The organism is Flavobacterium xinjiangense (assembly GCF_900142885.1).
Lineage (GTDB): Bacteria > Bacteroidota > Bacteroidia > Flavobacteriales > Flavobacteriaceae > Flavobacterium > Flavobacterium xinjiangense.
The window spans coordinates 117,218-140,715 of record NZ_FRCL01000003.1 but is presented as its reverse complement, the minus strand read 5'-3'; the positions used below and the strand labels follow the sequence as shown (position 1 = coordinate 140,715).

Annotated in this window: 18 protein-coding genes; 10 read left to right on the top strand and 8 right to left on the bottom strand. The window is 34.0% G+C overall.

All coding sequences use genetic code 11. From position 1 onward, the window contains the following. Positions 1-132 precede the first annotated feature (132 nt). Positions 133-1,416, bottom strand: coding sequence for a fumarylacetoacetase (fahA, locus tag BUC23_RS04545; RefSeq protein ID WP_073206112.1), 1,284 nt, complete (start codon positions 1,414-1,416; stop codon positions 133-135). Positions 1,417-1,523: 107 nt separating this feature from the next. Between fahA and glyA the strand changes: the two genes are divergently transcribed. The 9 genes from glyA (at position 1,524) to BUC23_RS04500 (ending at position 10,280) form a co-directional block, all read left to right on the top strand. Further along, on the top strand, positions 1,524-2,798 hold the full coding sequence (gene glyA, locus BUC23_RS04540) for a serine hydroxymethyltransferase (protein ID WP_073206109.1): 1,275 nt from the start codon (positions 1,524-1,526) through the stop codon (positions 2,796-2,798). A gap of 135 nt (positions 2,799-2,933) precedes the next feature. Next, positions 2,934-3,527, top strand: a complete 594-nt coding sequence (gene miaE, locus BUC23_RS04535) for a MiaE family protein (protein WP_073206106.1) — start codon at positions 2,934-2,936, stop codon at positions 3,525-3,527. A 201-nt stretch (positions 3,528-3,728) separates the two neighbouring features. Further along, positions 3,729-4,289: a helix-turn-helix domain-containing protein gene (locus BUC23_RS04530; protein WP_073206103.1), complete on the top strand. Its 561-nt coding sequence runs from the start codon at positions 3,729-3,731 to the stop codon at positions 4,287-4,289. Between the two features lie 43 nt (positions 4,290-4,332). Next, on the top strand, positions 4,333-4,785 hold the full coding sequence (locus tag BUC23_RS04525) for a response regulator (RefSeq protein ID WP_244153769.1): 453 nt from the start codon (positions 4,333-4,335) through the stop codon (positions 4,783-4,785). Between the two features lie 12 nt (positions 4,786-4,797). After that, on the top strand, positions 4,798-6,594 hold the full coding sequence (locus BUC23_RS04520; protein ID WP_073206098.1) for a sensor histidine kinase: 1,797 nt from the start codon (positions 4,798-4,800) through the stop codon (positions 6,592-6,594). Positions 6,595-6,622: 28 nt separating this feature from the next. Beyond that, positions 6,623-7,120 carry a GNAT family N-acetyltransferase gene (locus BUC23_RS04515; RefSeq protein ID WP_073206095.1) on the top strand — a complete coding sequence of 166 codons (498 nt, stop codon included), beginning with the start codon at positions 6,623-6,625 and terminating at the stop codon, positions 7,118-7,120. A 126-nt stretch (positions 7,121-7,246) separates the two neighbouring features. Beyond that, positions 7,247-8,338: an efflux RND transporter periplasmic adaptor subunit gene (locus BUC23_RS04510; RefSeq protein ID WP_073206786.1), complete on the top strand. Its 1,092-nt coding sequence runs from the start codon at positions 7,247-7,249 to the stop codon at positions 8,336-8,338. 2 nt (positions 8,339-8,340) lie between these two features. After that, positions 8,341-9,597, top strand: coding sequence for an ABC transporter permease (locus tag BUC23_RS04505; protein ID WP_073206092.1), 1,257 nt, complete (start codon positions 8,341-8,343; stop codon positions 9,595-9,597). Between the two features lie 2 nt (positions 9,598-9,599). After that, the gene (locus BUC23_RS04500; protein WP_073206089.1) at positions 9,600-10,280 is read left to right on the top strand and encodes an ABC transporter ATP-binding protein; all 681 of its coding nucleotides are present in this window, start codon (positions 9,600-9,602) and stop codon (positions 10,278-10,280) included. Positions 10,281-10,282: 2 nt separating this feature from the next. Here BUC23_RS04500 and BUC23_RS04495 read toward each other — a convergent pair whose 3' ends face one another. Both BUC23_RS04495 and BUC23_RS04490 read right to left on the bottom strand, forming a co-directional pair. After that, positions 10,283-10,852: a pentapeptide repeat-containing protein gene (locus BUC23_RS04495; RefSeq protein WP_084538297.1), complete on the bottom strand. Its 570-nt coding sequence runs from the start codon at positions 10,850-10,852 to the stop codon at positions 10,283-10,285. A gap of 100 nt (positions 10,853-10,952) precedes the next feature. Continuing rightward, complete coding sequence (locus BUC23_RS04490; protein WP_073206086.1) at positions 10,953-11,387, bottom strand: DUF6526 family protein; 435 nt, start codon at positions 11,385-11,387, stop codon at positions 10,953-10,955. A gap of 212 nt (positions 11,388-11,599) precedes the next feature. Here BUC23_RS04490 and BUC23_RS04485 point away from each other — a divergent pair, with 212 nt between their 5' ends. Next, on the top strand, positions 11,600-12,643 hold the full coding sequence (locus BUC23_RS04485; protein ID WP_073206083.1) for an NAD(P)-dependent alcohol dehydrogenase: 1,044 nt from the start codon (positions 11,600-11,602) through the stop codon (positions 12,641-12,643). A gap of 291 nt (positions 12,644-12,934) precedes the next feature. Here BUC23_RS04485 and BUC23_RS04480 read toward each other — a convergent pair whose 3' ends face one another. The 5 genes from BUC23_RS04480 to BUC23_RS04455 all read right to left on the bottom strand — a co-directional run bounded on the left by BUC23_RS04480 (position 12,935) and on the right by BUC23_RS04455 (position 23,477). Then, positions 12,935-14,401, bottom strand: coding sequence for a glycoside hydrolase family 130 protein (locus BUC23_RS04480; protein ID WP_073206080.1), 1,467 nt, complete (start codon positions 14,399-14,401; stop codon positions 12,935-12,937). Positions 14,402-15,757: 1,356 nt separating this feature from the next. After that, positions 15,758-18,154 carry a glycosyltransferase gene (locus BUC23_RS04475; RefSeq protein ID WP_244153768.1) on the bottom strand — a complete coding sequence of 799 codons (2,397 nt, stop codon included), beginning with the start codon at positions 18,152-18,154 and terminating at the stop codon, positions 15,758-15,760. 1,740 nt (positions 18,155-19,894) lie between these two features. Continuing rightward, positions 19,895-20,008, bottom strand: a complete 114-nt coding sequence (locus BUC23_RS17835; RefSeq protein ID WP_407918674.1) for a Thivi_2564 family membrane protein — start codon at positions 20,006-20,008, stop codon at positions 19,895-19,897. Positions 20,009-20,280: 272 nt separating this feature from the next. Beyond that, on the bottom strand, positions 20,281-22,455 hold the full coding sequence (locus BUC23_RS04460; RefSeq protein WP_073206074.1) for a catalase: 2,175 nt from the start codon (positions 22,453-22,455) through the stop codon (positions 20,281-20,283). 218 nt (positions 22,456-22,673) lie between these two features. Next, positions 22,674-23,477 carry a ferritin-like domain-containing protein gene (locus BUC23_RS04455; RefSeq protein ID WP_073206071.1) on the bottom strand — a complete coding sequence of 268 codons (804 nt, stop codon included), beginning with the start codon at positions 23,475-23,477 and terminating at the stop codon, positions 22,674-22,676. Positions 23,478-23,498: the final 21 nt, after the last annotated feature.

The window sequence follows — 23,498 nt, the reverse complement described above, 5'->3', positions numbered from 1 at the left end:
GATAAAAAATTAAAAATGTGTATTTGAAGTCTTAATTCTATTTTTTGATTGAAAATTTTTTAAAAATTGTCATAAAAAAACCTAACAAAAATAGAATAAATGTTAGGTTTTGAAATATGCATTTTTAATTTTTTATTTTCTCACAAAAGGAGGTAGTAACTTACTGGAAACTTCACCAAAACCAATACGAACCTGCCCGTTTTGACAGAATCCTTTCATAATTACGGTATCATTATCATTGATGAATTTACGTTCAGATCCGTCTTTTAGCTTGATAGGATTTTTTCCGCCCCAAGTTAATTCCAGCATTGATCCAAAACTATCTTCGGTTGGGCCTGAAATTGTACCAGATCCCATCATATCACCAGAATTTACGCGACAACCATTAGAGGTGTGATGTGCTAATTGCTGACACATGGACCAGTATAAATATTTAAAATTAGAGTGCGAAACAACCGTAGGCTCTGCGTGTTCAGGTTGGATAGCCACTTCTAAATTAATATCGAACGAATGTTTTCCTTTTTGTTGTAAATAAGGAAGCGGAGTTGGTTCTTGCTTAGGACCTTTAGTTCTAAAAGGTTCCAAAGCATCCATAGTAACGATCCAAGGAGAAATTGAAGTTGCAAAGTTCTTTGCAAGGAATGGTCCCAGCGGTACATATTCCCATTTTTGAATATCACGTGCGCTCCAATCATTCAATAAAACCATTCCGAAAATATAATCTTCAGCTTCCGTTACGGGAATGTTTTCTCCCATGATATTGACATCAGTGGTGATAAAAGCAGTTTCTAACTCAAAATCAACTGAACGGGAAGGGCCAAAAACAGGTGTTGTTTCCCCAGCCGGCAATGTTTGTCCCATTGGTCTGTGAACTGGAATTCCAGAAGGAACGATAGTAGAACTTCTACCGTGGTAACCTACAGGAATGTGAAGCCAGTTTGGCAATAAAGCATTTTCTGGATCACGGAACATTTTTCCTACATTAGTTGCATGCTCTTTACTGGAATAAAAATCTGTGTAGTCACCAATTAGTACTGGCAATTGCATTTCTACATCTTCCATTTTGAAGATTATAATATCCTTGTCCTTTATATTGTCTCTTAGTTTTGGATTTTTTTCATCGAATAAATCAGCAATACGATTTCGAACCAATCTCCATGTTTTTTGGCCATCAGAGATAAAATCATTCAAAGTGTCCTGCATGAACATATCATCTGTTAATTCAATGCCTTCAAAGTAGTTTAATTGTTGTAAAGCACCCAAATCGATTGCAAAATTACCTATTCGTGTTCCCACTGTGACTACATTTTCCTTAGTGAGGAAGACTCCGAAAGGAATATTTTGGATGGGAAAGTCACTGTTTTCTAGGACTTCCAGCCATGATTTTCTATTAGTATCGTTAGCTGTTATAGGCATGATGTGTTAATTATTTTGTTGAAAATTACTCATCAAATATATTATAATCTAACTATTTACCAAACGTTTTTTTGTATTTTTGCATCATATTAACGAAAATCAAAGAAATGCAACGCGACGAACAAATTTTTGACCTTATTCTAGAAGAACAAGAAAGACAAATTCACGGATTAGAACTTATAGCTTCAGAAAACTTCGTAAGTGACGAAGTAATGGAAGCAGCTGGTTCAGTTTTAACTAATAAATATGCTGAGGGATATCCTGGCAAAAGATACTACGGCGGTTGCGAAGTAGTTGATGTTATTGAACAAATCGCTATTGACAGAGCCAAAGAATTATTTGGTGCTGCTTATGCAAATGTACAACCACACTCAGGTTCTCAAGCCAATACAGCTGTTTACCACGCTTGTATTAAACCAGGCGATAAAATTTTAGGTTTTGATTTATCTCACGGTGGGCATTTAACTCACGGTTCTCCTGTAAACTTTTCTGGACGTTTATATACACCTTCTTTCTATGGTGTAGATAAGGAAACCGGAAGATTAGATTATGATAAAATTCAAGAAATAGCTACTAAAGAGCAACCAAAATTAATTATTGCAGGAGCCTCGGCTTATTCTCGTGATATGGATTTTGAGCGTTTCAGAGTAATTGCGGATAGTGTTGGTGCTATTTTATTGGCTGATATTTCTCACCCTGCTGGTCTTATTGCTAAAGGTTTGATGAATGATCCATTACCTCATTGTCATATTGTAACGACTACAACACATAAAACATTGCGTGGTCCTCGTGGAGGATTAATCTTGATGGGTAAAGATTTCGAAAACCCATTTGGTTTAACTACTCCAAAAGGCGAAATCAGAATGATGTCTTCTTTATTAGACTTAGCTGTTTTTCCTGGAAATCAAGGAGGTCCATTAATGCATATCATTGCTGCAAAAGCAGTAGCTTTTGGTGAAGCTTTGAAAGATGAATTTTTTACTTATGCTTTACAATTGCAAAAAAATGCTAATGCTATGGCTGATGCTTTTGTAAAAAGAGGATATGAAATTATTTCTGGCGGAACAGATAATCACATGATGTTAATTGATTTAAGAAACAAAAATATATCTGGAAAAGATGCTGAAAACGCATTAGTAAGAGCAGAAATTACCGTTAATAAAAACATGGTTCCATTTGATGATAAATCACCATTTGTAACGTCAGGTATCCGTGTAGGAACTCCAGCTATTACCACTCGTGGTCTTGTTGAAGAAGATATGGAAACTATTGTGGAACTTATTGACAGAGTATTAATGAACCACACTAATGAAGATATTATCGAAGAAGTGGCTAATGAAGTAAACGAAATGATGAGCGAAAGAGCTATTTTCGTATACTAAATAATAGGTTTTAAAGTTTTTAAGTCGAAAGTCGAAAGTCTTGGAATAGAATTTTATATTCTCTCTTAGTTTCGACTTTCGACTTTCGACTTTTATCTTTAAGACTTGAGACTTTCTAACTTTAAGACTTAAAACATGTCTGTACTAAGATTAAAATTACCTACCGATCCAAGATGGGTAAATATTGTAGAAAAAAACATCGAGGAAATCTTGACGGATCATGCTTGGTGTGAACAAAAAGCTGCTACAAATGCCATTACAATTATCACTAATAACTCAGAGCATCAGGATTTAGTTCAGGATTTGTTGGCTTTAGCCAAAGAAGAAATTGATCATTTTGAACAAGTGCATAATATCATTATCAAACGAGGATTAAAGTTGGGGCGCGAAAGAAAAGATGATTATGTGAATGAATTGTATTTGTATATGAAAAAAAGTGGAAATGGGAGCCGAGTTTCCAGTTTGGTGGAACGGTTGTTGTTTTCTGCAATGATTGAAGCTAGAAGTTGTGAACGTTTCAAAGTGCTTTCAGAAAATATTCAAGATGAAGAATTATCTATATTCTACAGGGATTTAATGGAAAGTGAGGCTGGACATTATACAACATTTATCACTTATGCTAGAAAGTATGGAGTAGGAGTAGATGTTGAAAAACGATGGAGAGAGTGGATCGAATTTGAGGCATCTATCATTGAAAATTACGGAAAAAACGAAACCATACACGGCTAAAATTCTTAATTTTTTTATTAAAATTAAGAATTGGATCTTTTTTTTAAAACGCTTTAAACCAATTACAAATCAGCTATTTATAGTTGATTTTGTTTTTAAATAGTACAATGTTGGTTATAAATAGTAGTAATTTGGCACCAATTTATAATTTTTAATATACATTTATATTTTTAAATTCAACTCTAATAATTAGTACCTGCAATGAAGCTCAATTATAATTATGATGGAAATATTGCATGCAGAACAATATTACAGGATCAGTTAGAAAAATTAAATATAAGCTATCAATTACTGGATTTAGGTCAAATTGAAATTAGTGATAATATTTCTGAGGAAAGTTTTGATGAACTTCAAACTTCGCTCAAAAGATTTGCTATTCATATTATCGATAACCCAAAAGCACAATTAATACAGAAAATAAAAGATGCAATAATTGAAATTGTTTACAATAAAGACAAATTTCCTAACACAACGATTTCTCAATATTTGTCAGATAAATTGAACTATAGATATGGTTATATAACGAATGTTTTTTCTGAATATACCTATACATCTATAGAGAACTTTATTATAATTCAGAAAATTGAAAGAGCGAAAAAGCTTATTATAGAAGAAAAATTAAGTTTAACAGAGATTTCTTATGAACTAAATTATAGCAGTGTAGCGTATTTGTCAACGCAATTTAAAAAAGTGACGGGATTAACTCCTTCCATGTTTAAAAGAGTCATCGACAAAAGAAGGAAATTATCAAATACAGAATAAATCAAATACGAATAAATAAAATATATAATACACCATATACAATATGATTGCACATAAAGATCCAATGCATATCCTTTTAGCTGACGATGACGAAGATGATCGTGCTTTTTTTAGCGAAGCTATAATGGAGCTTAAGATGGATAATAAGCTGACCTTATTTACAAATGGTAATGGCTTAATGGATTATTTAGTGCTACCAGATATCAAGTTGCCTCATATTTTATTTTTAGATTTAAATATGCCAGGGAAAACAGGGATAGAATGTTTAAAAGAAATTAGGGCAAATACTCGTTTTAAAGATGTTTCTGTTGCCATATATTCTACATCGTCGTCAGAAAAAGACATTGAAGATACCTTTATAGAAGGGGCAAATATTTATATAAAAAAACCAAATGACTTTTCGGCATTAAAAAAAGTAATTAAGGAAGTGATAAATATGAATTGGCAATTTCATACCTCAGGGTTAAATATAGAAACGTTTTTCTTTAGCATTTAATAAAAAAAACTAATGAAATTTTTAAAATTATTTAAAAATTCTCAAGTGTTTAAATTAGCCTTGGGTGTTGCTATTCTTGTTGTTTGCTATTTTGGGTCTAAGTTTTTTTCCCAAATGCAAAAACTTACTTCAACACTGGAGCTAATTGCAAAATCCAATGATACTCAACTGGAACTAGAAAAGCTTTTATCCATAATAAACAGCTATGACTACAGTTTACGAAATTATATAATTACTAATGACGAGTCTTATTTACAAAATCGTTTTTTGAACCGAGGAATTATTGAAGAGGGCATAAAAAAATTAAAGGTCTTAACTGTTAATGATCCATTAAGAAAAAAAGATATCCTAACACTTGAAAAACTCATTAATTACAGGTTTAAATTATTCAGAGAAACATTAATTGCCGCTAAAAGTAATAATGTAGACCAATTAGGGCTTAAATTGAAGTTGAAGAGAAGTAATGATTACACTGAAATGATGAAATTGTTCGTGTACAAGGTCATTAATTCAGAAAGATTGAAAGCTAAATTTCAAAATTCAAATCATCAATTTGAGCTTCAGGATTCGTTAATGACCGCTTTTTTACTAATTATTCTGTCACTTTTGATTCTGTTGCTTTCATTTAATAAAACCAATATTGACATTGAGGCCCTTAAAGAGGCAAACGATAAATTAAAGTTGCTAAATGAATCCTTTAACACCGCCGAAAAAACGGCTGGTTTTGGGCACTGGATGGTTAATTTAGAAACAAACACCTATACTTTTTCAGATAATTTATATCGACTTATGGGAGTTGAGCCCAACGCATTTGAACCTAATCTAGAGAATACAATCAAATATTTTCATCCTGATGATTTGGAATATGTGACAAAAGTTCATAGAGAATCACTGATAAATCATCAATCTACATCTATTGTATTCCGCTTTTTAACCGCGACTAATGAGGTGAGATATATCATGGGTGTTGGCAGTTTTACTAAGGATGGCAATGGAGATTTGATCAAAATAGGAGTGAATTATGATATTACAAATCAGTATAAAAAGACGCTTGAACTAGAGGAAAATAACAAAGAATTAAAATATATAAATACGGAGCTCGAATCTTTTAACAATATTGTAAGCCATGATTTGCAGGAGCCACTTCGTAAGATTCAAATGTTTATATCTCGACTGGAAGAAAAAGAATTTGATGTACTTTCACAGCAAGGAAGGGACTATTTTTCTAAAGTTAGAGTGGCAGCCAACAGAATGCAAACATTGCTTATTGACTTAGTTAACTATTCCCGAACTGTAAAAGGAGATAAAGTTTTTGTGGAAACAGATTTAAACAAAATGATAACCGAGACATTAATAGATTTATCAATAAATGTGGAGGAGAAAAACGCAGTGATTCAAATTGGAAAATTACCGACCATCAAGGCTATTCCTTTCCAGATTAAGCAACTTTTTATAAATCTCGTCAGTAATTCGCTTAACTATAGTCAAGAAACGCAAATACCTAAAATAAGCATCACTTCAGAAATAATTACGGAAGAAGAAGCGTCTGAATACAAAATAATCAATAAGGAGGACTATTATAAAATAGTAGTAGCTGATAACGGAATTGGATTCAAACAAGAATATGCTGAAAAAATATTTCTTTTATTTAAACGCTTAGAAACTGACCCAAAGTATTCGGGAACAGGACTTGGACTTGCTATTTGTAGCCGCATTGTAGATAACCATAACGGATTTATATGGGCAAAAAGTCAACCCAATGAAGGTGCAAAATTCTCTATTTTCCTCCCCAAAGTAGATATGGTATAATTTTAATAAATTCAAAAAAACATACTTAATGATACTAATTTCGCAGGCTACAATTAAAGATATCAAATTAATTAGAGAAATTGCGTATCGTTCCTGGCCAGCTACTTACGGTACGATTTTATCTAAAGAACAGATTGAGTATATGCTTAATTTGTTTTATTCGGATGAAACTTTGTGCGAGAATTTAAATAAAAAAGGGCATCAATTCATACTCGTTCATGAAGATGGCTGCTGCATAGGATTTGCATCTTATGAGCATAATTATTTAGATAAAAATGTTACTCGATTGCATAAAATTTACCTAATCCCTGAAGCACAAGGTAAAGGAGCCGGAAAGCTATTAATTGATACCATTGAAGGTCTAGCTATGGAAAATCTTTCCGTCGCTGTTTCATTAAATGTAAATAAATTTAATAAAGCGCTCTCATTTTATCAAAAAATAGGTTTTAAAGTGGTGTGCGAAGAAGATATTGAATTGGATTTTGGTTATTTGATGGAAGATTATGTGATGGAAAAGCAATTATAATTGTTTTTAAATCTTTGTTTTTTTAACGTAATTATGTAAGAATGATTCTGCGGCCAAAATGTATATTTTCGTACATTTGATAGTATGAACCATTTCAAACCTATCGATGTTTTAAATAAAAGTAAAATGAGTTTTAAATCAATATCCCTATTTTATTTGCTTATTTTCAGTGTATTATCTTGTTCTAAGAAAGGTAATGAAGAAACGAAGCCCACTGTAGGAGACGTAACGGAAAGCGTTTATGCTTCAGGAGTCGTAAAAGCTGAAGGTCAATACACTGTTTTTTCAACTGTAAATGGAACGCTGCAAAAAATAAATGTGACTGCGGGAGAATCGATACATAAAGGACAATCACTATTCGAACTAGAAAGTGAAAAAGCGGAGCTAAATACTGAAAACGCACGGTTGGCTTATCAACTAAGTCAGCAAAGTAATAGTTTTATCCAGGATAAAATTGCTGAAATGGAAATGAAAGTCCAATCAGCACAAGATAAACTGACCTTAGATGAATCCATTTACACTAGGAACAAAGTCATTAAAAATCAAGGTGGAATCTCAGAAGTGGATTTTGAACGAGTAGAATTGGCATACAAAAGTTCCAAAGTCAATTATGAAGCAACTAAAAAGCAATTGGCGCAGCTCAAGGCACAATTAAAAAATGATCAAAATCGAAATAATATAAATCTTAAAATCAGTCAGAAGTCACAAAATGATTTTACTATAAAAAGTGCTTTCTCGGGAGAATTATTTGACGTCTTAGTCAAAGAAGGGGCGCTAATTAGTGCACAAGTTCCTTTAGCAATTATTGGTAAAGCGAATTCCTTTTTATTGGAATTGGAAGTAGATGAAAATGATATGGTTCGTGTCAATATCGGGCAACAGGCTTTAGTGACTATGGATAGTTATAAGGGTGAAGTTTTTGAAGCAACTATTGATAAAATTTACCCTATTATGCAGGAGCGTTCCCGTACTTTTAAAATTGAAGCCCACTTTGTAAGTCCTCCAAAAAAAATGTATCCCAATCTTACCGCCGAGGCTAATATTGTCATTAAAACTATAAAAAATGCAATGACTATTCCTAAGAGTTATTTGATTCAAGGTGACTATGTTTTGGTAAACAAAGACGAAAAACGCAAAGTAAAAATAGGTTTAAGTGATTATCAAAAAGTAGAAATTTTAGAAGGTTTAAAAGCAGGAGAAACGATTTACAAACCTTAGAGATGAATTTTAAACTTATTTTAAATATTGCATTGCATCTACTCCAAGCCAGGCTTAAGCAAACTGTCGTTGCGGCTGTGGGTGTCACTTTTGGTATTGCGATGTTTATTTCTTTAGTAAGTTTCATGAACGGTTTAAATGATTTGCTGGATGGACTCATGCTGAACAGAACACCACATGTTCTTTTGTATAATGAAATAAAACCATCAGCAAATCAGCCAATACTATTATCCGAAAGCTATAAGGATAATGCTAATTTCATTCGTTCAGTAAAACCGAAAGATATTGGAAAATCAATTTACAACAGCAAATCGATTATCAGTTATTTAAAAAAAGACCCTCGTATTTTAGATGTTGCACCAAAAATCAGTACTCCCGTTTTTTTTAATTCAGGAACTATCGAAATATCAGGGCTGATCAATGGAATTGATATTCGGGCAGAAGAAAAATTATTTAAATTCAGCGATTATATAATTGAAGGGAATATTGCAGATTTATCGCAAAACAACAGTATAATAATAGGAAAAGGACTAGCGGACAAAATGCTACTAATAAAAGGTGACATTATAAAAATCACTTCTTCCAAAGGGAATTTGGCTTCTTTGAAAATTGTAGGCATTTCACAAATTGGAATTGCTGAAATCGATAATACTATGAGCTATACATCATTAACCACAGCACAAAAAATATTGGGTGAACCCACAAATTACATTACCGATATTCAAATCAAGTTGTATGATATGACTACAGCTCCGGCTGTTGCCAAAGAGTTTCATAATAAATTCAATCTTGATACTATAGATTATCGAACGGCTAATTCCCAATTTGAAACAGGAAGCACCATTAGAAATATTATTTCCTATGCAGTAGGGGTAGTGTTACTAATTGTAGCTGGTTTTGGAATTTACAACATTTTGAATATGATGATTTATGAAAAGATGGATAGCATCGCGATTCTAAAAGCCACTGGTTTTTCAGGTAATGATGTCAAATGGATTTTTGTTTCGCTCGCCATAATTATAGGTCTTGCAGGCGGATTATTCGGCTTGTTGTTTGGGTATATTTTTTCCTCTATTATAGATATTATTCCTTTTGAAACGGCTTCATTACCCACTGTAAAAACCTATCCTATCAATTACAATCCGTTATATTACATCATTGGAATCACTTTTGCATTATTTACAACCACAATTGCCGGACTTTTTCCTGCTCTGAAAGCCAGTAAAATTGATCCCGTAGAAATTATCAGAGGAAAATAAAGATGGAAAATAATAAAGTTTTAGAGGCTGTTGGATTAAGCAAATATTTTTACGATCCTGTAAAATTTCAAGTACTGAAGGAAATTAGCATGAGCATCAATCACGGTGAGTTTGTTTCTATTGTAGGAAAATCAGGTTGTGGAAAATCGACTTTATTGTATTTGCTTTCCACGATGGATACAGATTATGACGGTGAAATATTTATTCACAACGAACTTGTAACAGGAAAAACTGACAAAGAATTAGCCTTGATTAGAAATGAAAAGATTGGTTTTGTATTTCAGTTTCATTATTTACTTGCGGAGTATAATGTCTTGAAAAATGTGATGCTTCCAGGAATGAAATTAGGTAAATTCACCAATCAGGAACTGGAGCATAGAGCGATGGAACATTTGAAAACATTGGACATGCAAGACCAAGCCCTGAAAATGCCAAATCAATTAAGTGGAGGGCAAAAGCAGCGTGTGGCTATCGCACGTGCTTTGATAAACGATCCGCTGATTATAATGGGGGATGAGCCTACAGGAAACTTGGACAAAAAAAATAGCGATTTGGTTTTTGATATTTTTAAAAAATTGACACAGGAAAAAAATCAAACCTTATTGGTCGTTACTCACGATACTGATTTTGCTGAACGGACTAATAGAATCATTACTATGGAGGATGGGAGTATTATTTCGTAAAACTATCTAACTATAATCTCGTGTTTGTAGAGCAATCCTTTAAGTCCTTCCAGAGAAAAAACAGCCTTCTTAATTTTGGTTTTGGTTGGATCAATAGTGTAGTTATAGCTTGTTTTGAAATTAGCTTTGTTAGCGATTGCTTTTGCAAATTCAGAACGGTATAAATCACAATTTTCAAATAGAACTTCGGTCAAATCTGTAGCCATAAAATCTACTGCAATTAAACTGCAGTTGGTAAAAGATGTACCTTTAATTTTTAGCGTATAAAATTTGGAAAAATCCAAAATACAGTCCGTAAAGGCAATTTCGAAAATCAATTTATCACACATAGAAAAATTAACGTCTTTGATTTCGCAACGATTGAAAGTTACGGTTCTAAAGGCTACGTAATTGATCTTGGTACCGCTAAAAGTGCAATCGTTGAAGGTACAATCAATAAAGGTTACTGCCAGAAATACGCAGGAGGAAAAGTTGCAGTTTGTAAACGTACAACATTCAAATTCCTTAAAATTGACTTCCTCTTCGCTATAAATGATGTTGTTGTACTCGACATCTAATAAGTATTCTGGCATTATGGGTTTTAAATTCAGGTTTAATAGGATTGTGTTACGGGACAAAGTAACAAAATTCTGAATCTATAAAATTCAGGTAGGCAAAAAATATTTTGAAACTTTAAACTCTTTCGTAATCACCTTTCCAATTGATAATCGCTTTTTTAATTGCTGTTCCTGTGAGATTTTCGTTCAAAGTACTTTCGATAAGTGCTGGAAGCTCTTTATCTGGTGCAAACCGCAAAGCAAATAATTGATCGTCATTCAATTGGTGTTCAAAATCTTCCAATCTTTTTCCTGTAATAGAAAAATAGCGGTACCGAAGTTCTAGTCGCACGATTCGGTTTTGCAATGTTAAGGCATAATGTTGACGCAACATAAATGCCAGGCAAAATAACACAACAAAAATCCCACTGATAAAAGTCCAAATTAATTGATCCTTAGTTGTAAAACTAAAATAAATGCTGAAGGACATCAATGCAATTATAATTGGATAATAGATAAAATGATGCGGTGTATAATACCGAATGTGATTTTTATAAGATTGAGTTTCCATGATTTTCTTTTAAAATTTTAAAGGTAGTAAAAACAAGTTCTTTTGGATGAAACAAATTTTGTAAATGCAAAAAAACAATGTTAGATTCATTTTACAACTTTTTTATGGACTATCTAGAGCATGTTACTTCACTAAATTTTATACTTTTCTTCACAAAATGTATAACAACGAGTTCGAATAAAAGGATTAATTTTATAAAAAAAATAATAATTATGATACAGACAAAAGGATATGCAGTGCAGGATGCAAAGACGGATTTAGCTCCATGGGATTTTGAAAGAAGAGAAGTGGGGCCACATGATGTACAATTTGATATTCAATTTTGCGGCGTTTGCCATAGTGATTTGCATCAAATCAAAGATGATTGGGGTGGATCTATCTTTCCAATGGTTCCAGGACATGAAATCGTAGGAAAAGTTATAAAAGTGGGTAGCCATGTAAAGAAGTTTAAAGTTGGTGATTTAGCAGGTACGGGTTGTTTGGTAGATTCTTGCAGAACTTGTGAAAACTGTCAGGAAGGTTTGGAACAGTTTTGTATAAACGGGAGCACGGCAACCTATAATAGTTTAGAGCAAGATCATAAAACGCCTACATATGGCGGCTATTCTAATACCATTGTAGTACATGAAGATTTTGTATTGCATGTTTCTGATAAATTAGATTTAGCAGCAGTTGCTCCTTTATTGTGTGCAGGAATTACAACTTATTCGCCATTAAGACATTGGAAAGTAGGAAAAGGACACAAACTGGCTGTATTAGGATTGGGCGGTTTAGGTCATATGGCAGTTAAATTTGGTGTTGCTTTTGGTGCGGAAGTTACTGTATTGAGTACTTCTCCCGAAAAAGAGGCTGATGCTTTAAAATTGGGAGCTCATAAATTTGTGGTTACAAAAGACGCTGAACAGCTTAAGAGTGTGACTGGTTATTTTGACTTTATTCTGGATACAGTTTCTGCGCCGCATGATTTAAATTTATATTTGTCCTTACTGAGAAGAGATGGAGTTCACATTTGTGTAGGTGTTCCACCCACACCATATGAAGTTCATGCTTTTAGCTTAATTGGAGGAAGAAAAAGTCTTGTTGGATCTTTAATAGGGGGATTACCAGAAACGCAAGAAATGTTAGATTACTGCGCTGAACATGGTATTGTTTCAGAAATTGAAATGATTGACATCAAAAATATTAATGACGCTTATGACCGAATGACAAAGGGTGATGTTCGTTATCGTTTTGTGATTGATATGGCTACATTGTAAAGAAGTAATAAAAGCAAAAACCCTAAACATTTTACAATGTTTAGGGTTTTTTTGTGACCCTGTCGGGACAATTTTCGAACCATTTTTTAGAAGATCTGAAGCTTTTGAGTGGACTATCATATATTTAATAAAGCTAACAAAGATATTAATTTATTCGTACCGACATATCCACTTTAACTAAGTATATTCAGGTAGTAAACGATTCAGATAGCGCAAGTTTTTTATAACAATTATTAGAATAATTTTAACTCTCGTCAATGAAATCAGTAAAGACATTAACGCCTCAAGTCATCATTTACTTTTTTTCAAAGCCTCGATCAATTCTACCAAATCGACTACACCATAAGTAGATGAATAGTCTGAAACGGCATAAGGCAATATAAGGCTGTTGTTGTGAATAATCGAACCACAAGAATACACTACATTAGGTACATAACCTTCCCGCTCATCCTCCAGTGGTGAAAGCAGGGGCTCTTTAAGTCTTCCAATTTCCTTTGAAGGATCATCAAGATCAAACAGTGAAGCACCTATGCAATACCGTCTCATGGCACCTACACCATGAGTAATAACCAGCCAGCCTTCTTCGGTCCAAAGCGGCGATCCACAATTTCCAATTTGCGTAAACTCCCATGTATAACGGGGCTCCTGGAGGATAACTGGATCATTCCATTGCGTAGGCCTCTCGGAATACATAAGGTAATTGTTAACACCATCAATTCTGGACAGCATAGCATACTTACCCTTGATTTTTCTAGGGAATAATGCCAGGTTTTTATTTTGAGCACCGATTCCATATAAGGGCATTACACGGAACGTATAAAAATCTTCAGTAGAAATGAGTTTTGGAAGAATTACATGACCATTATAAGCCGTATATGTAGCCATTACTTTATCTGATTTATCATCATCCACAAAGCGCACAAAACGGGCATCTTCAATACCACGGCTTTCAGAATCAGATATCGGAAATATAACACGCTCGGTGATATCGGAATCGTGTTTGAATTGCAAATCATAAAATGAATCCGCCAACCAGATTACTTCTTCGAGTGCAGTTCTTCTCTCCTGGCGGATCATTGGATCGCTTAATGCTTTATTCACCAAACTTTTTAATATGGCGTACTCAAATTCGTCTGGCAGGTCCTGCATAATGCGTGTTGAGTATTTGTCAGAGGTATGCATTTCTGCCAATTTCATCAGAAATCGTTCTTTGTTGTATAAGGTTTTGTGTACAATCTCTGCTTTATCAATGTTATTACCAATTTTCATCACTCGGAGATTGTTATTCTTATCCAAGATTCCTCTTCTAAAGACAATAGATGAGATATGACCTTCCCCAGTGGCACGGAAAGAAATGATAACACGTTTCTCTCCTTCTTCGAGATCCGACTGGTCGAAATCTTCCACAATGGAAGGGTTGAAAATGGCGGCGGATTCTATAGCATATTCCATTGTACAATAGGAACCGATGAGCATTTTTCGTTCCTGAGACAGACCGTCATAGTCGATTTGCATCCCTTCAATTATGCTTCTAATTTTTTCGCAATGCTTAAAAAATATACTTGAAATATTTCTATGGCGTCTGGCAAATTCCCGGAGTGTATGTTCTAGTGTGTCTATAACTTGTTTTTCATCCAACATCATTATGCGGCTCACCATCTGTTGCGTCCGTTGATCACCATTCATAAAATACCGGGCAACAACCCTCTTGGAATCAGGAGTGAATATTATATTTTTTCGGATTACTGGAACTCGCATAGCTTTATTTTTAAAATTATAATAAAATTAAGTACGCTTTTTTATGTAGCGATAAAAAGTCGTTTAAGTTTATTACCTCGTAGCTGGTTCCTGTTTTAGACGAACCTAGAAGGGTATTTGTTTGAAACGTTTACATTTTCGCTCCAAGTGACTTCTACCTCTAAACCTGTCCAAAAAGTGTTGATACCCAGGCCAAGCGTTGATGAAGTAAATAAAATTATTGAAATGCTAATGCAAAAAGACTTTATTCTTTTGTTCTGAAGTCATTTTGTTGACGTTATCGGTCTCAACCTGTTTCAGCACGAATCACGTTAAGAAGTTGGGAATTTTGGAAGCTCAAACTTTCGTTAAGTGATTATATCAAAATTACAAAAATAATAATAAAATAAGTGTTAATATTTGATTTACGGAGCGAATGCTTTTTTAAAGGCCAGATGATTGATGGCAACCAAATTTTAAATATTAATTTCTATTAGCTCTATCCTTCAGACTTTAACTGAATAATGTCGTCTCACATGTAAGGTGAAGGCTTCAAATTTCTTTTATAAAGACTACCCAGCATTTAGGATCAATAGTGTAAGTCGTAAAAAGTATAAAATAAGAACTTATTTAAAAACAGAAAAACCAAAACATAATTTTTTGGTTTTCTTTTGCGGATAAAGAGAGATTTGTTTCTCTTATTGCATATCAGTTTTTGCAGTGTAGTGTTCTGCAAACTATTTTTAAAATACGGTAGCGATTTCATTTCTATAATTTATTAGGGAAAAATCGCACACTATTAGTATCTATAAATATTGATAGATAATGGTTTCTGCTAAGTCATCTCCAAGTAAAAATTATTGAAGGGAACCGTCAAGCATAGAAATATAAAATGTGGGGAACAAAATCTATCTCCTAATTTAAACTGAAAGTCGTCTAAAAAACAACTAAAAGTGACTAAATTTTAGTGCAACTAAGTTAGGTATTGCATCAAAAAAACTAAACAAGACAACATACTTAGCTAAAGCTTTACTGTAATTAAATATTAATACTAAATAGTTTATTAATGATCTGATTGTTAAATTAATTAATAGTTTTATTACATAAATTATTTTAATAATATAAAGATGTTAAAAGCAACAAATCACTCTTCACCTTTAATTATTTCGTAGCTTTTATATTGATTTTTAGATAACAAATTTGTTTTTTTGTTTAGGTAAGATCTAGTCAAATATCCCAAAAACAAATGTTTATGTTAGATAAAATAAAGCCATCTCAATGTAGTGAGACGGCTTATTTAATATAAATATTTGGATTATGAGTAAGCTAGAAGATAAGTGTTCTTACTGCTTCTAAGATCCTGATATCATAAAGGTATTATGCAAATTGATTTTTGCTGTTCAATTTCAAATAAAGCTCCCTTTGACTTTCAGTGGTCCTGAAATGTTTAAGTATTTTTTTGAATGTTTTTTTAACGGTTAGCCTTGCCATTAAATAACTTACTGTAGATTCTGCTCCTTGATTCAAATTGATATAAGTGTCTTCCAGCCCGTCATAACATCCTCCGGTACAGGGGTTATAAATTATTTGTTTCAAATGATTGTTTCCTAAAAACCAGCTGAAAGCAATTTCTATTTTTTGTAAATAGGCGTCTTCTTTAAATACATCATAGAATTTGCTTAACGCCAAAATGGTATAAGCAACATCTATTGGTTGTTCACCGCCTAATGGTGTCGGAATAGACTCCTTTTCTTTATGCAGCCACCCTTTGTTAGAAACTACATTTATGCAATTTTCTCTGAATATTTTTGACAAAAGAAAGTCAAATGAGGATTTGGCAGTTTTTTTATAAACATCATCTCCAGTTGCTAACCAAGCGCATAATAAGGCTTCGGGCAAAATGCTGTTTCCATAAGTGAGGTAGCTCTCGAACCAAGCCCATTTTTTGTCGGATTCATGTCTGTACATTTGAACCAATCGATTGGCCAGTTCTTTTATTAAAACTACATTTTGTGCTAATTTATTTTTTGCATTACTATAATACACTCCTTTTATTATAAATGCCATTGCTCTGGTAGAATATATTTTATTGACATTCAACAAAGCGGTATCCATGGTAGTTTGAGCGGCTTTCGCTAAATCTTGTGGTATCAAATCACCTATAGAAATTAAATATCCCAATGCCCATATAGCTCTTCCATTGGAATCGGATAAGTTAGTGGTATTATTTTGATTTGTAAATTGGTGGTATTCATCTATATAGTTTAAGAAATGTCCTCCAGGCTGCATACAATATTTGATAAAATCAAAATAGATATAAATGTATTCTAAATCGGTTACGTCTTTTGTCAATTCAAAATGTTGGCACATTGCAACCATAGCTCTTGCGTTATCATCTAATGTGTAGCCGGAATTTATATCTGGCTTATTGATATTTGAAAACTGAATCATTCCAAAAGAAGTGGTTAATTTTTTTATGTGATCCAAATTAATTTTGGGCATTTTATAATGCAAAGAAAGCGTGATTTCTGCAATTTTTTCGAATAATAAAGCGTGAGCAATTGCCGCATTTTCCCATGCTGTTGGTGCTATTTTGTGCAATGCATTGGCGCTGGTGTTTTTTCTCAACTGCTCGTCTAGTAACAAATGGTTTACTTCTATGGCTAATTGTTGAACGTTTCCAAAATCTACAATAATTCCAGATCCACCACACAATACTTCGCTGGCATGCGGAATAGGGGTAGAGACAATTGGACATCCGCAACTCATCGCATAAGAAAAAGTGCCACTGACAGCTTGGTTTGGATCTTTGGATGTAAACAAATAAATATCGGTAAGTTGTAAATATTCCAATAGATTCGATAGCGACAAATAGCGATTAATAAATTGTACGTGATTTTGCAGTTGCAGGGTTTCAATCTTCGCTTCAAGCATTAATCGATATTTTTCTCCCTCTTCTTTTGCGACAGATGGATGTGTCTTTCCAATAATTAGAAACAATACATCGTGATTTTCTTTGATTATCTTGGGTAACGCATCTAATGTGGTTTCAATGCTCTTTCCGGAACTAAGTAACCCAAAAGTGGAAAGTACCTTTCTACCCGTTAATTTATATTTTTCCTTCAAAAGTGCTTTGTCAGAATGAGGAACTAAATGCGTTCCATGCGCGATGATGGTTATTTTATCTGAAGTAACCCCGTAATCATTTATTAAAATTTTAGCGGATGAACTGGTCATTACAATAATAGAATGGGCCGATTCGGTTATTTTTTTTACGTTTTCTTTTAATGATTCATTTGGATTTGGCAATACGGTATGAAAAACAAGGATTACCGGTTTTAGAAGAGTATTTAAAAACTGTCTAAAATCGGCCTCTTTTTTTCTAAACAATCCAAATTCATGTTGTATCAATACAATTTGAATAGCATTGTTGTCATTAATTTTGGTTGCTAAATTTTGGAAAGCATTTGTATGGTCGGTATTCAGAATATATTGTGTTGGCTCGGAGTAAACATGTTGCTCATTTTTGGATTCTAGCGGGCATATTTTTATCTTGAACGAATGTTTGAATTTATTATTCAATGCCTTGATCAAATCCTGAGAATAAGTCGCAATGCCGCATTCGCGAGGAGGATACGAAGTAATAAATAAAATTTCGGGCAACTTCATTTTAGGCTCAGGAATACATATAGCACTCGACTCAGAAGAATACCCTTTTTTTTGACGTCCTGCAGATCGTAATTTGGAACTTTTAGTTGTGAATCTGTTTCTCATTTTTTTAGTATTAGGCATTAATTCTTTCAGTAATTAATATTGACCAACAGATGTGTAAACTATCCGTTTGTCGACAGCGCCACAAAAAAGTTAAAATGTATTTCTACATAATGCCTTAGCAATAAGGAAACACACATTCTTTACTTCTTATTTCAATTCCCATATCAATTCGGGTTTAAATGAAGGCTAAGGCAATCGAGTAATTTCTTTTATCGAATTTTGTAAGTCCATTACCGCAGCCGCTAGGATATAAATAGTATACTTTCTTTTTTACCCGCTATCATGATTTCTTATTTTGATTGGCTTACTTAAAAAAAACATTAGCAAGAAGACAATAACTTTTCTAATTGTTTTCGCTATTGAAATGTAAAGTTCGATTTCTAATGTTAAAATCCGTTGCAAAAATTTGTTAAAAAGTTATGTTATTTACATATTGTCAAGTTGTTATAAAAGAAACGCCCGCAATTAATATTGGTAGGTTATTAGCCATGTAAACTAGTTAGGAGGTTTGTATAATAACTTCGCAAAATTTTTATAGGGATTCCTTGTGAAGCAAATAAAACATTTAAAATTCTTGTAGTTAGACACAGATTTTTTTCAAAATTTTTAAACAAAAAAAGCTGTTGATGACTAACAACTTCTTCTTCCAAACTAACATTGAACCAGGTAATATATCTCTTTAATACGATGTTTTCAATTAGACAGATCTGTTTTTTGCACGACCAAAAGAAGTCTTATTTACTCACTATTGGTTTACTTTTACCAAATCTTATAGTTTTAAATTAGTATTGGAGATTGCTCAACCAGCTAAGGATCTTTTACAGAATCGGTATAACTATGTTAGCGATCTAAGTTGTAAACATCTGTTGTCTACAGCTCTCAATAAACAAGTATGTACCTTTGTGACGGTTTACTGGATTTTCCAACTCGTCTAGTTGAATCAAAGTAACTATTTTTAGTTTATCGTTGGTGTTTTTGAAGAAAAGTGTATTGGCGATATCCTTGATTTTTTTGATATCCTGAGGAATAATTTCAGGACAATCTGATTTTTAGGATAGTTCCTTTTTGTAGTTAAACAACGGTTATCAGTAGCGGCAACAACGTCTCTATCAGAATCAGGACATTTATCGTCTCTGTCTGATGAGCCAAACCGTGCTTCTTTTTAAAAAAAAGTTAGAAATGCAAATCAATTACTAATTTGTATGGGTATTTCAAAAGCATTTACGGTTTAACGGGTATGTAGCTCTTATACCTTCGTTGGTAATAGAAGGAAGGTTTAAAAAGTTCTATGCTTTAGCTGCCGTTACGGGCGACCCACCAATCAGATAAATACTATTAAATTAATTATTTTTTTAATTTCAAAAACTATGATTCATCTTTTGTTGTACGAACTAAACTAATGCCTGATATGAATAGTATAAGGCCCAGTATACCATAAATGACGAGTATAATAATGTCAAGTTTACCACCAGAGGTATCCATAAATATTACAGCAGTATAAATAAGACCACCTATTCCGAGAGCAGTAAGTTACGCTTCAAAGATTCTTTTTAGATTCATGATTTTTAGTTTTAAAGATTTGTTGCTATAAAATTTAATTTTTGAATTTGATTATTGTTTTTGAAAATTGTTCGATTTCAGAATCGATATTTGAATGCAACATGCATTTTTATACATGTACATCCATCAAGCTATTGAAAAGTCCAAACACCTTGAGAAGCCAAATAATCACAACAATAATCACCACAATGTTAAATATTTTTTTATTGTGCCATCCATAGGTATATAGGTATTGACAAGCCAAAGAAGAACACCTACAACAATTAATACAAGTAATACAGTAAGTAATGACATAAAATATGATTTAGAAGTTAATTAAAAGTATCCCAGTTAATGCCAGAAAGCATTATATAATTTTAAAAATAAGTTTTCGTACTCTTCAATTCTTTCGTTGTTGATTTAGATGAATTTGTTTAGCACTTCAATTTATTTTTCCTTATCCATTTTATTTTTAAATTGTTAAGAATCATTGTTATTTATTGTAAACTTTTGCCGTTAATTTTTAAACTTTAGATTCATGGTTTATAATTATTTTATCCGAAGTGTTTGTCATGCGATAATTCATCCTAAGCGGGAACCTTACCCCGTTTTTCGCGTTCCCAAAAACGATGTTGTGCGATTGCATTTATAAATTCTTTAGAATCACGATTGAGCAACACTCCGGTTGCAAGGTTGCTTTTATCTGCTTTGTCTTCGTTTTGAATTTTAACCCCGACAGCAGTCAGATATATGAAATCTACACCAGATCCATCTGCAGCTATAGCTTTACAATGTTTATACGCTTCATTAATGAAATGAATAGCATCAGGTTCTTCTTTTAATGCAGTAGCACTTTGCTTTCCATCCGGCACATATACTGCGTCAAATAAAACGGAAGCTGCGGTTAAAAAACTTTGATCAACTTTGATTTGTTTACTTGTTGCCGTTGCAATAAATCCTAAGTGAGGCGCAATAATTTTTGTTTGTGCTCCTGCGGCTTCGAGTGCTTCTTTCATTGTATTTAATGAAATCTCATCAATCCCATCAGCGGCAAGTATCGCTACTTGTCGGGTCTTAATACTATCCTTAACTGTATTTTCCATACTTAGTGCTGCTGAACTTTTCAATGAAGATTCCACTTTTATGGGTTGAAATTTCATTGGATAACCATCAGCAGGAATACTTTGATTCATTGGTTGTTCAGGGGCTTTTGGAACAGGTATGCCTAAGCCATCCGCAACTTTTTCAGCCAGCGTTTTGTCCACTTGTGTAAGCATGCCTACTACCCGCACGCGAATAGTCTCTGTTTCCAGTTTACCTAATTCAAATAGCAAGGCATCGACAATATGATTTTTTTCGGTTTCACTTTGGCTGTTGTAGAATAATGTTGCCTGACTGAAATGATCAAAAAAACTTTGACTGCGTGCACGGACTTTTCTGGCATCGATTCGCTCATTGTACGAAACAAATCCTCCATCTGCCGCTCCGGCTTGGAACGGACATCCATTTCCTGTCGCGTTAGGATTATAACTCGACTGACCTGTATTAATGGTTTGACGCATTATTCCGTCCCGTTGATTGTTGTGTACAGGTGCGATAGGGCGATTGATCGGTATTTCATGAAAATTAGGGCCTCCCAGTCGGCTGAGCTGTGTGTCTGTATAGGAGAATAATCGACCTTGTAATAAAGGATCATTACTGAAATCAATTCCTGAAACAATATGACCGGGATGAAAAGCTACCTGCTCGGTTTCTGCGAAAAAATTATCGGGGTTGCGATTCAATGTCATTTTACCAATTATCTGCACCGGAACAATTTCCTCAGGAATAATTTTGGTAGGATCAAGCAAATCAAAGTCAAACTTATGTTCGTCTTCTTCCGCTACAATCTGCACTCCAAAATTCCATTCCGGAAAGTTGCCGGTTTCTATAGCTTCCCATAAATCTCTACGATGATAGTCAGTGTCTTTTCCCGAAATTTTTTGTGCCTCATCCCATGTAACAGAATGAACACCCAACACGGGTTTCCAATGAAACTTTACAAATACTGATTTATTATTTTCATTTATGAAACGAAAAGTATGAATGCCAAATCCCTCCATCATCCGCAAGCTTCTCGGAATAGCACGGTCACTCATCGCCCACATAATCATGTGCATGCTCTCCGGCATCAGAGAAACAAAATCCCAAAAGGTATCGTGTGCGGATCCCGCCTGTGGCATTTCGTTGTGTGGTTCTGGTTTTACTGCATGAATAAGGTCCGGAAACTTAAGGGCATCCTGAATAAAAAACACAGGAATATTATTCCCGACTAAATCATAGTTGCCTTCTTCGGTATAAAACTTAACTGCAAATCCCCGTGGGTCACGCGCTAAATCCGATGACCCACGCGATCCCGCTACGGTACTGAACCTTACAAATACGGGAGTTTGCTTGCCTGGAGTCTGCAAGAATTTAGCCTTGGTATATTTTGACATGGATTCGTGAAGTTCAAAATATCCGTGTGCCGCACTTCCTCTTGCATGCACAATGCGTTCTGGAATTCTTTCATGATCAAAGTGCGTAATCTTTTCACGAAAGTGAAAGTCTTCCAGCAAAGTCGCGCCACGTTCGCCTGCCTTTAATGAGTTTTGATCATCGTTGATTCGCAATCCATGATTCGTGGTTAAAAATTCACCCTGACCACTCTCTGTGTTTTTAGCAAGGTCATTAATTTTAAGATTATCAATCTCTTTTGTTTTTGATGTTTCCTTCTTTGCCATAATAAATAAAATTTGTTAATTTATTTTACCACTTGAAATGAGTATTTTTAGACCGGTATTAACTTTAAACTTTAGGTTCTTTGTTAGTAATGATTTTTTTTAAATCGGAGGTTGCGGGGCCGTTTATTACTTTGCCTTTGGTAAACGGGAACCGTCATGGGACAATCAAATGTTTTTTCTCAGTATGCCACCTAAGGATAATTTTGTAATCAAATTAGCTACACAATAAATAAATTGGCAATATTAACCGTTTCTTGGGTTGTTAATGGCTCGTCATAAGCTTCTGATCCTGCAGCGGCACCAAATAATTCGGCTGTGTTATAACCTGCTTGGATTGTAAGCTGTTCACCGTCGTAAACAGCTTGAGTTGCTGCCGGCATTCCTGCTCCTCTTTCATTTAATGTAATCCACCCTTTGAGTCCACGTAATCTTCTTACTTCAGAAGCATGGCGCGCTTCAACGGAGTGGATCTGCAAAGCTGCTGTCAATAAATCAGGTGTTGAAATTAAATTTCCGGCCTGGCCTTTATAAGCTCTTACGCCTGTATCTTCAAAAGCTTGTGCCAAAGCCAGAAATGTCGGATAATGATTAAACGGGTCAAAAGCTCCGCCAACTGTAAAATCAAATGTAGGCTTTGCAACAAAATTAGGGCTTCCAACCCCACCTAATCCATTGATTAAAAAAGTAACATGATCCGTTTCATGGTCTGAAATCTGCATGAAAACTTTCTCATCTCTTCCGCCTGCAGGGATAACACCCGATTCTAATCCCATGATATAATACTCTTTTTCAAGGTATTCCAATGTCAGGGCAAGTTGCAGGGCGCCGATTGGCGTGCTTGGCGTTGGGGTAATGTCTGCTGCATAGGCAGAATTTGTAAGTGATGACAGTCCGAATGGAATGGATGCCAATGCCAGATTTTTTCCCAATTGACCAAATTGTCCAAAACTTTCTCTTCTGGAGCCTTTACTTTGCATTAAACTCTCATTAGCAAAAGACTGTATAAATTTTAATATGTTCATAATTTCTATATTTAAATGTGA